This is a genomic window from Nonomuraea sp. NPDC049625, assembly GCF_040675285.1.
Classification (GTDB): Bacteria; Actinomycetota; Actinomycetes; order Streptosporangiales; family Streptosporangiaceae; genus Nonomuraea; species Nonomuraea angiospora_A.
In genome coordinates, this window is the sequence record NZ_JBFAOQ010000046.1 from 6,750 (window position 1) to 17,421 (window position 10,672).

Here is a 10,672-nt window from a genome sequence, read left to right on the forward strand (position 1 = left end):
TCACGACGACGACGCCGGGCCAGAACGGAACCTGGTCCTTCTCCGGCACCTCGGGCCAGCTCGTCTCGTTCAACTTCACCGACGCCAGCTTCGCCAGTACGACCGGCGCTCGGGTGACGGTGAAGAAGCCTGACGGCTCCGTGCTGGTGGCGGCCACCTACTGCGGTCGCAACTGCTTCCTGGAACCGATTGCTCTTCCGGTCGCGGGTACCTACACGGTGGAATTCGACCCGCAGGATGGGAATGTCGGAAAGCTGACCGCTCAGCTCTACTCGATCACCCACCTGAGCGGCAACGTCACGGTCGGAGGCGCCGCGTCCAGCCTCACGACGACGACGCCGGGCCAGAACGGAACCTGGTCCTTCTCCGGCACCTCGGGCCAGCTCGTCTCGTTCAACTTCACCGACGCCAGCTTCGCCAACAGCACCGGCGCCCAGGTGACGGTGAAGAAGCCCGACGGCGCCGTGCTGGTGGCGGCCACCTACTGCGGCCGCAACTGCTTCCTCGACCCCGTGGCCCTGCCGGCCACGGGCACCTACACCGTCGAATTCAACCCGCGAGACGAACAGGTGGGCAAGCTGACGCTGAGGACCTACTCGGTCGCCGACCTCTCTCCGGTGAGCATCACCATCGGTGGTGCCACCTCGACCCTGACCACCATGACCCCAGGCCAGAGCGGAACCTGGACCTTCAACGGCACCGCCAACCAGAAGGTGACCTTCACCTTCACCAACTCCAGTTTCGGCAGCTCCATCGACGCCCAGGTATCGGTGAAGAAGCCCGACGGCACCGCATTGGTCTCCCCCACCTATTGCGGCCGCAACTGCACCATCTCCGCGACGACTCTGCCCGCCACGGGCACCTACACCATCCTCTTCGACCCCAAGGCCGAAAAGACCGGCGCCCTGACCGTCAAACTCGCGCTGGCGAGCTAGATCGGCACGACGAACCGGCGGCGTGGGCTCGGTGGTGAAAGCCACCGAACCCACGCCGCCGTGGCTTTGGGATACCGCTCAAGAAGAGCCTGGAGACCTGGTCTCGTCGGGCTCCTTCGGGCCGGATCACCCGTACGGGCACTGCGCTATCTCAGCAGGTCTACGCCTCGCCGGACGTCAGCCCGACCGGGCAGGAGACCCCGGTCCCGCCGATGCCGCAGTAGCCGTTCGGGTTCTTGAACAGGTACTGCTGGTGATAGTCCTCCGCGTAGTGGAACGGGCCCGCGGGGGCGAGTTCGGTGGTGATCTCGCCGTAGCCCGCCTGCTTCAGGACCCCCTGGTACGCGTCCCGCGACGCCTCCGCGGCCTTCTGCTGCTCCGGTGAGTGGTAGTAGATCGCCGACCGGTACTGCGTGCCCACGTCGTTGCCCTGGCGCATGCCCTGGGTCGGGTCGTGGGCCTCCCAGAAGACCTTCAGGAGCTCCTCGTACGACACCTTCGCCGGGTCGAAGGCCACCCTGACGGCCTCCGTGTGACCCGTGAGGCCGCTGCAGACCTCCTCGTACGTCGGGTTGGGCGTGTAGCCGCCCTGGTATCCGACCGCCGTCGTGACCACCCCAGGCGTCTGCCAGAACTTGCGCTCCGCGCCCCAGAAGCAGCCGAGGCCGAAGTCGGCGATCTCGAGGCCCTCGGGCGGGGTGAGGGGGGCGTCGAGGACCGCGTGGCGCGACGGGATCGGCATGGGGTCCGAGCGGCCGGGGAGGGCGTCCTCGGGTCGGACCATCGATGTCTTGTTGCCGCCGAACAGCCAGCCCATGGCACTACCTCCAGTAGGTCTCGTCCCAGAGTACATAGGCTCTAACGCTTTAGGAGCTCTACACATTTCCGTATAGTGAGAGGCATTTGTGTTTAAAGGTGGTAATGCCCGAAGATGGGGTTCATGCCTGACCTTCGGCGCGGTGTCTTGTTCGGGATCGCCGCCTACACGATGTGGGGGCTGTTCCCCCTCTACTGGCCGCTCCTCAAGCCTTCCGGAGCCGTTGAGATCCTCGCCCACCGGATGGTGTGGTCGCTGGTCGCCGTCGCGGCCGTGCTGGCGGTGCGCAGGCACTGGTCCTGGTTCCGCCCGCTGCTCAAGCAGCCCATGAAGCTGGGCCTGCTGGTGCTGGCGGCCATGGTCGTGACCCTCAACTGGGGCACCTACATCTACGCCGTCAACAGCGGGCACGTCGTCGAGAGCGCCCTGGGCTACTTCATCAACCCGCTCGTCAACGTGCTGTTCGGGGTGGTACTGCTGCGGGAGCGGCTGCGGCCGATGCAGTGGGTGGCCGTCGGGTTCGGGGCCCTGGCGGTGCTGGTGCTGACGTTCGACTACGGGCGGCTGCCGTGGATCGCGCTGACGCTGGCCCTGAGCTTCGGCGTGTACGGGCTGCTGAAGAAGCGGGCCAACGTGCCGGCCACCGAGGGCCTCGCGATCGAGACCCTGGTGCTGATCCTCCCCGCGCTCGGCTACATCTTCTTCCTGCACGCCGGCGGGCAGGGGACGTTCGCCGACCAGGGCCTCGGGCACGCCCTGCTGCTGATCGGCGGTGGGATCGGCACCGCCATCCCGCTGATCTGCTTCGGGGCGGCGGCCATCCGGGTGCCGCTCAGCACCATGGGGCTGCTGCAGTACATCGCGCCGGTCCTGCAGTTCGCGTGCGGTGTGCTGATCGCCAAGGAGACCATGCCGTCCAGCCGGTGGATCGGCTTCTCGATCGTCTGGCTGGCCCTGGCGATCTTCACGTACGACGGCTTCAGGACGGCTCGCGCCGCGAAGCGGGTCCGGAAATCAGCCGGAACGCTGGACCACGTAGTCACATAGCGCCAAAAATGCGGACCTGGCGGGGATGTCGGGAAGGCCGGAGATGTCGGCACGGGCGCGGTCCACCCAGGATTCCAGCTCCGCCCGCGCCTGGGCCATCGCCGGGTCGGCGCGGAGCAGGCTCAGCGCCTCCTCCACATCCTCCTCGGCCACCGGACCCGCCAGCAGCTCACGCAGCCGCGACGGCTCCTCCGACGCCAGAGCGTACAGAACCGGGAGGGTCCTGATCCCCTCCCGCAGGTCGGTCCCCGGCGTCTTGCCCGACTGGGCGCCGGAGGAGGCCACGTCCAGCAGGTCGTCACCGAGCTGCCAGGCCACCCCGACGGCCTCACAGGCGCGGCTGAGCCGCTCCTCGACGTCCGCGGGCGCGCCGGACAGCAGCGCGCCGAAGCGGCCGGAGGCGGCGATCAGGGAGCCGGTCTTGTCGGCGAGCACGCTCAGGTAGTGGCCGATCGGGTCCTCGCCGTCGCGCGGGCCGACGGTCTCGCGGATCTGCCCCTGGACGAGGCGGGAGAACGTCTGAGCCTGGATACGGATCAGCTCGGGACCGAGGTCCGCGAGGAGGTCGGACGCCTGGGCGAACAGATAGTCGCCGGTGAGGATGGCCACGGTGTTGTCCCACCGGGCGTTGGCGGACGGGGAGCCCCGGCGGACCGGGGCCTCGTCCATGACGTCGTCGTGGTAGAGCGAACCCAGGTGGGTCAGCTCGATCACCACCGCGCCGGGCACGACCCCCGGCGCGGACGGGTCGCCGAACTGCGCAGCCAGCAGCAGCATCAGCGTGCGGAACCGCTTGCCGCCGGCCTCGATGAGGTGCTTGGACGCCTCCGTGACGAAGGCGTCCTCGCTCTCCACCGACGAACGCAGGAGCTTCTCTACCGCGGCCAGTCCGGTGGCCACGTCCTGCGCCAGCCGTTCGTCCTCGATGGGAAGGTCAACCACGGGAGGCGCAGACATACGAGATCCCCTTATCTGATGAACAGGCTGTGTGCGGCGTCGTTGGCGACACCGAGCACGGACTCCGGGTAGAGCCCCACTCCTACGGTAACCAGCAACGAAACGGCGATGACGGCCACGGTCCCCATACTGGGCACCGCGATCGCCGGGCCGTCGGCCGCCGGCTCGCTGAAGAACATCAGCACGATCACGCGGACGTAGAAGAACGCGGCGATGGCCGAGGCCACCACACCTACCACGACCAGGCCGGCCATCCAGCCACCCATCGAGTCGCCGGGCTGCGTGCCACTGTTCAGAGCGGCGGCGAAGACGGCGTACTTGCCGAAGAAGCCGCTCGTGAGCGGGATGCCGGCGAAGGCCAGCAGGAAGAAGGCGAACACCCCGGCCAGCACCGGCGCGCGCTTGCCGAGCCCGGCCCAGCGCGACAGGTGACCGGCCTCGCCGCCAGGGTCGCGTACGAGCGTGACCACCGCGAACGCGCCGACTGTCGTGATGCCGTAGACCGCCAGGTAGAACAGGATCGCCTTGAGGGAGACCGCGTTCTGCTCGGCGGAGCCGAACGTGGCCATCACGCCGACGAGCAGGAAGCCCGCGTGCGCGATGGACGAGTACGCCAGCATCCTCTTGATCTCGGTCTGCGTGATCGCCAGGATCGAGCCGACGATCATGGTCAGGGCGGCGACGCCCCAGATGATCGGCCGCCAGTTCCAGTCGAGGTTGCCCAGACCCACCCAGAACACCCGCAGCACGGCGCCCATGGCCGCGACCAGCGTGCCGGAGGCCATGAGAGCGGTGATGGGCGTCGGAGCGCCCTGGTAGACGTCCGGCTTCCAGGCGTGGAACGGTGCCGCACCGATCTTGAACAGCAGGCCCACGCCGAGCAGCGCGAGACCGAGCATCAGGATCGGATCGAGCGTGGCGCTCCTGGCCATTGCCTCGTTGATGCCCGGCAGCGAGACGGTGCCGGCGAAGCCGTACACCATCGCGGTGCCGTACAGGAAGAAGGCCGAGGAGAACGCGCCCAGCAGGAAGTACTTCATGGACGCCTCCTGCGAGAGCAGGCGACGCCGGCGGGCCAGGCCGCACAGCAGGTAGAGCGGCAGCGACATGACCTCGAGGCCCACGAACATCATCAGCAGGTCGTGGGCGGCCGGGAAGAGCAGCATGCCGCCGACCGCGAACAGCACCAGCGGGTACACCTCGGTGTGCCCGCCGCCCGTGGCCTCGGCCTCCTCCTCGTCGGCGCTGCCGGGCACGGCGGCGGCCGAGGCGACGAAGTGGCCCTCGTCGTTGATCAGCAGCACGCACACGAACGACAGGACGAGGATGACGCCCCAGATGAACAGCGCGGGCCCGTCCACCGCGACCGCGCCCATGGCGACCGGCGCGGTGGGCACGTTGCCGCGCAGCACCTGGACGAGCACCAGGGCGAACGCGCCGAACAGGCTCAGCAGGGTGAGCGGGACGTGGATCGACTTACGCAGGTATCGCGGCGCGAACGCCTCGACGAGCACTCCGATGACGGCCGCGCCGAACACCACCAGCAGCGGCGCCAGCGTGCCGTACTCGATCGTCGGCGCTGGGATGGAGTTCACTGACCTGTCCCCTTCTCAGCGATGGTGGAGGTGGGCACCTTCACGTTGGTCAGCGTCTGGTGCACCGACGGGTTGATCACGTCCAGCAGCGGCTTGGGGAAGAAGCCGAAGCCGATGATCAGGGCGACCAGCGGGGCCAGCACCCAGATCTCGCGGGCGTTCAGGTCCTTGAACGCCTTGACCGGCTCGGCCGTCGGCCCGTTCATGGTCCGCTGGACCATCCACAGGATGTAGACGGCGGCGAGGACGACCGCCACCGCGGCGACCACCGCGGCCACCGTCAGGGCGCCCGACCCGTGGGCCTGGCTGGAGTACGTGCCGACCATGACCATGAACTCGCTCACGAACGAGGAGAGCCCCGGCAGCGAGAGACCGGCCAGACCGGCGACCAGGAAGAAGCCCGCGAGCACCGGCGCGACGCTCTGCACGCCTCCGTAGTCCCCGATGAACGGCGAGCCGCGCCTGGCGATCAGGAAGCCCGCGGCCAGGAACAGCGCGCCGGTGGCGAAGCCGTGGTTGACCATGTAGAGGGCCGCGCCGGACTGGGCGACCGACGACATGGCGAACACGCCGAGCACGATGAACCCGAAGTGCGAGATCGACGTGTACGCGATGAGGCGCTTCATGTCGGTCTGCCCGATGGCCACGATGGCGCCGTAGATGATGCTGATGACCGCCAGTACGACGATCGGCATCGTGAACGCCTTGGCCGCGTCGGGGAACAGCTCCAGGCAGAAGCGGAGCATCCCGAACGTGCCGACCTTGTCCAGCACGCCCACCAGCAGCACGGCGGCACCGGCCGGAGCCTGCGCGGCCGCGTCGGGCAGCCAGGTGTGCACCGGCCAGAGCGGCGCCTTGATCGCGAAGGCGATGAAGAAGCCCGCGAACAGCCACTTCTGCATGGCCGGGTCCTGCACGACCCCGATCAGCTCGGGGAACATGAAGGTCTTGCTGCCGCCGACCACGTAGAGCCCGATGACCGCGACCAGCATGAGCAGGCCGCCGAACAGGGAGTACAGCAGGAACTTGACGGCCGCGTAGGACCGCTGGGCACCGCCGTACGACCCGATCATGAAGTACATCGGGATCAGCATGGCTTCGAAGAACACGTAGAAGAGGAAGATGTCGGTCGCCGCGAAGACGCCGATCATCATCGTCTCGAGCACCAGCAGCAGCGAGAAGTACGTCTTCACCGACCGCTTGGGCGTGATGAGCGTGCCGTCGGCGGTCTTGACGCCGTCGGCGTCGTGCCAGGAGGCCAGCACCACGATCGGCACCAGCACCACCGAGAGCGCGATCAGCACGAGCGCGACGCCGTCCACGCCGACCCCGAACTTCACGCCGAAGCTCGGGATCCAGTTGTACTCGGCGGTGAACTGGAAGCGCGGACCGGCCGGCTTGAACCCGGCGGCCATGACACCCGTGAGGACCAGCGTCAGCAGCGAGACCAGCAGGGTGACCTGCTTGGCCAGCTTGTCACTGCCCTTGGGAAGCAGGGCCACCACGATGGCGCCCACCACGGGCACCGCCATGAGTATCGGAAGCCAGGGTGACATCAGAGGTTCCCAACGAGGAGCAGGGCGCCGGTCAGCAGGGCGGCACCGATGAAGATGGACAGCGCGTACGTTCTGGCGAAGCCCGTCTGGAGCCTCCGCAGGCGCCCCGAAGTGCCCCCGATGCCCGCGGCCAGGCCGTTGACCAGCCCGTCGATGCCGCGGTTGTCGAAGAACACCGCGATGCGGGTCAGCCACTGGCCGGGGCGCATGAAGAGCGACTCGTTGAGCGCGTCACCGTAGAGGTCACGGCGGGCGAACGTGGTGAGGAACGACCCGCGCGGCTGCACGACGGGCACCTCGGCCCGGCCGTACCTCATCCAGGCGAAGGCCGCGCCGACCGCGACGAGCGCGAGCGTGGCGAGACCTGCCGGGCTGGTGGCGTGGAACGAGGGCAGCTCCTCCGGCCGGCCGACGGCCGGGGCGAGGAACATCATGAGGCGGTTGCTCAGGATGAGGTAGCCGCCCAGCCCGATCGAGCCGATCGACAGGATGATCAGCGGCCAGGTCATGACGGCCGGCGACTCGTGCGGGTGCGCGTCCTCGGCCCAGCGCTTCTCGCCGAAGAAGGTCATGAAGACCATCCGCGACATGTAGAAGCCGGTGATGCCCGCGCCCAGGACGGCCAGCCAGCCGAGGACCGGGCTGTGCTCGACCGCGGTCTCGATGATGCCGTCCTTGGTGAAGTAACCGGACAGCAGCGGGAACCCGATGATCGCCAGGTAGCCGATGAAGAACGTCACGAAGGTGATCGGCATGACCTTGCGCAGCCCGCCGTACTTCCGCATGTCCACTTCGTCGTTCATGCCGTGCATGACCGAACCGGCGCCGAGGAACATGTCGGCCTTGAAGAAGCCGTGCGTGATCAGGTGACCGATCGCGAACGCGTACCCCGCGGGGCCGAGGCCCGCGCCGAGCATCATGTAGCCGATCTGCGACATCGTCGAACCGGCCAGGCCCTTCTTGATGTCGTCCTTCGCGCAACCGATGATCGCACCGGCGAGCAGCGTGGCCGCGCCGACGATGGTGACGGCGAGTGCCGCGCCCGAGCCCTCGGGGAAGAAGAACGCCCCCGAGCGGACCACCAGGTAGACGCCGGCGGTGACCATGGTCGCGGCGTGGATCAGGGCCGACACGGGGGTCGGGCCCTCCATGGCGTCCAGGAGCCAGGACTGCAGCGGGAGCTGGGCGGACTTGCCGCACGCGCCGAGGAGCAGCAGCAGGCCGATGGCCAGCATGGTGCCGTTCTCCTGGCCCGGCGTGATCTGCTCGCCGAGGCTCTTGAAGGTCAGCGTGCCGAACGTGGTCCAGATGACGAACATGCCGACCAGCAGGCCGAAGTCACCGACGCGGTTGACGACGAACGCCTTCTTCGCCGCGACCGCCGCCGACGGCTTGAACTGCCAGAACCCGATCAGCAGGTACGACGCCAGACCGACGCCCTCCCAGCCGATGAACAGGCCCACGTAGTTGTCGGACAGCACCAGCAGGAGCATCGCGGAGACGAACAGGTTCAGGTATCCGAAGAACCTGCGCCGGTGCTCGTCGTGCGACATGTAGCCGATCGAGTAGATGTGGATCAGCGAACCCACACCGGTGATCAACAGCGCGAAGCTGATCGACAGCGGGTCGATCAGCAGCCCCATCTTCACCAGGCCGGGGATGAAGTCGTAGAGCTCGACCGCCCTCCGGCGCTGCTCTTCCCCGAACCCGACGAGCTCGAAGAACGCCAGCACCGCCACGACGAACGAGGCGAGGGACATGGCCACGCCCAGCAGATGGCCCCAGCGGTTGGTGAACCGGCCCAGCACCAGCAGGATGGCCGCCCCCACGAGAGGGAGGGCGATCATCAGCCAGGAGACCCCGATCACGCCGCCGGTGTGCTGGATGATCTCAACAGGAGATTCCACCAGTCACCTCTTAGTACTTCAGCAGGTTGGCGTCGTCGACCGACGCGGACCTGCGGGTTCGGAAGATCGTCACGATGATGGCCAGGCCGACCACGACCTCGGCCGCGGCCACCACCATCACGAAGAACGCGATGATCTGGCCCTCCAGGTTGCCGACCTGCCTGGAGAAGGTGACGAAGGCGAGGTTGCAGGCGTTGAGCATGAGCTCCACGCACATGAACACCACGATCGCGTTGCGCCGGATCAGCACACCCAGAGCGCCGATGGCGAACAACAGGCCGGACAGGACGAGGTAGTGCGTCGTCACTTGGTCACCTCATTGTTCTGCTCGCTGTCATCCCGCTCGATGGCGTGCTCCTCGGCGTCTTCCTCGGCCGTGTGCTTGATGGCATCGGCGAGCTTCGGGTCGGCCGGCAGGTGGTCGTGCTCCACGTCGTACCGGGCGATGTACCGGTTGACCGAGGACGGAGCGACCGACCCGTCGGGCAGCAGCGCCGGCATGTCGATGGCGTTGCTCCTGGCGTAGGTGCCGGGGCCGGGCAGCGCCGAGGGCTGGTCGCCGAGGAACCTGGCGCGGGCCAGGTCCTTCTGCGTCGGCTTCTCGGTGAGCCGCTCGCGGTGCGCCAGCACCATCGCGCCCAGCGCCGCCGTGATCAGCAGCGCCGAGGTGATCTCGAACGCGAACACGTACTTGGTGAACAGCAGCAGCGCGATCGAGCGGATGTAGCCGCCCTGCGCCGTGGCCTGCGCCAGCCCCGCCTGGTCGGCGAAGATCGCGTTGCCGAAGGCCAGGACGACCAGCACCAGGAAGCCGAGGGCCGCGAGAGAGGCCCAGACGCGCTGGCCCTTCAGCGTCTCGACGAAGGAGTCGGAGGAGTCGACGCCCACCAGCATGAGCACGAACAGGAACAGCATCATGATCGCGCCGGTGTAGACGATGATCTGCACCGCGGCCAGGAAGGGCGCGTCCTGCACGGCGTACAGGACCGCGAGGGAGAGCATCACCGTGCCGAGCATCAGCGCGGAGTACACGGCCTTCCTGTTGAAGACCATGCCGAGCGCGGCGCCGACGGACACGACGGCGAGCACCCAGAACGTGACGGTCTCACCCATTGGTCCGCCCCAGCCGGTAGTAGTCCTCTTCGGTCTCACCGAGCCGCATGGGGTGCGGGGGCTGCTCCATGCCCTGGGTCAGGGGCGCGAGCAGCATCTCCTTGGTGAAGATGAGGCTCTCGCGGGAGGTGTCGGCGAGCTCGTACTCGTTGGTCATGGTGAGCGCCCGGGTCGGGCAGGCCTCGATGCACAGACCGCAGAGGATGCACCGCAGATAGTTGATCTGGTACGTGCGCCCGTAACGCTCACCCGGCGAGAACCGCTCCTCGTCGGTGTTGTCCGCGCCCTCGACCAAGATCGCGTCGGCCGGACACGCCCAGGCGCACAGCTCGCAGCCGACGCACTTCTCCAGCCCGTCAGGCCAGCGGTTGAGCTGGTGACGCCCGTGGAAGCGAGGAGCCGTCGGCTTCTTCTCCTCCGGGTAGTTCGTCGTGACGGGCTTCTTGAACATCGTGTGGAAGGTGACCCCGAAGCCCTTGACGGGGTTCAGCCAATCAGTTAGTCCCACTGGGAATCTCCTTGTGCTGCACCCCGTGGTAGTGCGGCAGATCGAGCGGCGGCACCGGGAAGCCACCTGCCGTCGGCTCTTCGGACAGTTCCTCGAACTCGGCCTCGACCTGGGCCTTCTGGGCCTCCTTGCGCCGCTGGTTGACGGTGTCGAACCGCATCCAGATGGCCAGCCCGCCGATCACGATGATCCCGGTGACCACGAGGGCGATCATCCGGGACTCCTCGTTGAGCATCA

General features: G+C 67.7%; 10 protein-coding genes and 1 pseudogene. 2 read left to right on the top strand and 9 right to left on the bottom strand.

The genetic code is table 11. The annotated features are described in order from the left end of the window. A partial coding sequence (locus tag AB0J87_RS64035; protein ID WP_363985810.1) for a hypothetical protein occupies positions 1-935 on the top strand: 935 nt, incomplete at its 5' end. Positions 936-1,095: 160 nt separating this feature from the next. Here AB0J87_RS64035 and msrA read toward each other — a convergent pair. Then, positions 1,096-1,752 carry a peptide-methionine (S)-S-oxide reductase MsrA gene (gene msrA / locus AB0J87_RS64040; RefSeq protein ID WP_363985812.1) on the bottom strand — a complete coding sequence of 219 codons (657 nt, stop codon included), beginning with the start codon at positions 1,750-1,752 and terminating at the stop codon, positions 1,096-1,098. A 123-nt stretch (positions 1,753-1,875) separates the two neighbouring features. On the opposite strand from msrA, the gene rarD reads away from it, so the two are divergent. Then, positions 1,876-2,799, top strand: a complete 924-nt coding sequence (gene rarD / locus AB0J87_RS64045) for an EamA family transporter RarD (RefSeq protein ID WP_363985814.1) — start codon at positions 1,876-1,878, stop codon at positions 2,797-2,799. Here the strand turns inward: rarD and AB0J87_RS64050 are convergent. The 8 genes and pseudogenes from AB0J87_RS64050 to AB0J87_RS64085 all read right to left on the bottom strand — a co-directional run. Then, positions 2,767-3,756: a polyprenyl synthetase family protein gene (locus AB0J87_RS64050; RefSeq protein ID WP_363985816.1), complete on the bottom strand. Its 990-nt coding sequence runs from the start codon at positions 3,754-3,756 to the stop codon at positions 2,767-2,769. The genes rarD and AB0J87_RS64050 overlap by 33 nt on opposite strands. 11 nt (positions 3,757-3,767) lie before the next feature. Continuing rightward, on the bottom strand, positions 3,768-5,351 hold the full coding sequence (gene nuoN / locus AB0J87_RS64055; RefSeq protein WP_350733445.1) for an NADH-quinone oxidoreductase subunit NuoN: 1,584 nt from the start codon (positions 5,349-5,351) through the stop codon (positions 3,768-3,770). Beyond that, a complete protein-coding gene (locus tag AB0J87_RS64060) occupies positions 5,348-6,907 on the bottom strand; it encodes an NADH-quinone oxidoreductase subunit M (protein WP_363985818.1) in 1,560 nt (519 codons plus the stop codon). Before AB0J87_RS64060 ends, nuoN begins: the two co-directional genes overlap by 4 nt. Next, positions 6,907-8,754, bottom strand: a complete 1,848-nt coding sequence (gene nuoL, locus AB0J87_RS64065; protein ID WP_363985823.1) for an NADH-quinone oxidoreductase subunit L — start codon at positions 8,752-8,754, stop codon at positions 6,907-6,909. The genes AB0J87_RS64060 and nuoL overlap by 1 nt, the downstream gene beginning before the upstream one ends. Before the next feature lie 70 nt (positions 8,755-8,824). Further along, complete coding sequence (gene nuoK / locus AB0J87_RS64070; RefSeq protein ID WP_185069996.1) at positions 8,825-9,121, bottom strand: NADH-quinone oxidoreductase subunit NuoK; 297 nt, start codon at positions 9,119-9,121, stop codon at positions 8,825-8,827. Beyond that, positions 9,118-9,927, bottom strand: coding sequence for an NADH-quinone oxidoreductase subunit J (locus tag AB0J87_RS64075; RefSeq protein ID WP_350733441.1), 810 nt, complete (start codon positions 9,925-9,927; stop codon positions 9,118-9,120). The genes nuoK and AB0J87_RS64075 overlap by 4 nt, the downstream gene beginning before the upstream one ends. After that, on the bottom strand, positions 9,920-10,435 hold the full coding sequence (nuoI, locus tag AB0J87_RS64080) for an NADH-quinone oxidoreductase subunit NuoI (protein WP_363985821.1): 516 nt from the start codon (positions 10,433-10,435) through the stop codon (positions 9,920-9,922). The genes AB0J87_RS64075 and nuoI overlap by 8 nt, the downstream gene beginning before the upstream one ends. Beyond that, positions 10,422-10,672 (bottom strand): annotated as a pseudogene (locus AB0J87_RS64085) (NADH-quinone oxidoreductase subunit H); the annotation flags it as partial. The pseudogene AB0J87_RS64085 and the gene nuoI, both read right to left, overlap by 14 nt.

Coding starts and splice junctions, on each gene's coding strand:
- AB0J87_RS64075 (WP_350733441.1), bottom strand. CDS start 9,927: ATGGGTGAGACCGTCACGTTCTGGGTGCTCGCCGTCGTGTCCGTCGGC.
- rarD (WP_363985814.1), top strand. CDS start 1,876: ATGCCTGACCTTCGGCGCGGTGTCTTGTTCGGGATCGCCGCCTACACG.
- AB0J87_RS64050 (WP_363985816.1), bottom strand. CDS start 3,756: ATGTCTGCGCCTCCCGTGGTTGACCTTCCCATCGAGGACGAACGGCTG.
- AB0J87_RS64060 (WP_363985818.1), bottom strand. CDS start 6,907: ATGTCACCCTGGCTTCCGATACTCATGGCGGTGCCCGTGGTGGGCGCC.
- nuoL (WP_363985823.1), bottom strand. CDS start 8,754: ATGATCGCCCTCCCTCTCGTGGGGGCGGCCATCCTGCTGGTGCTGGGC.
- msrA (WP_363985812.1), bottom strand. CDS start 1,752: ATGGGCTGGCTGTTCGGCGGCAACAAGACATCGATGGTCCGACCCGAG.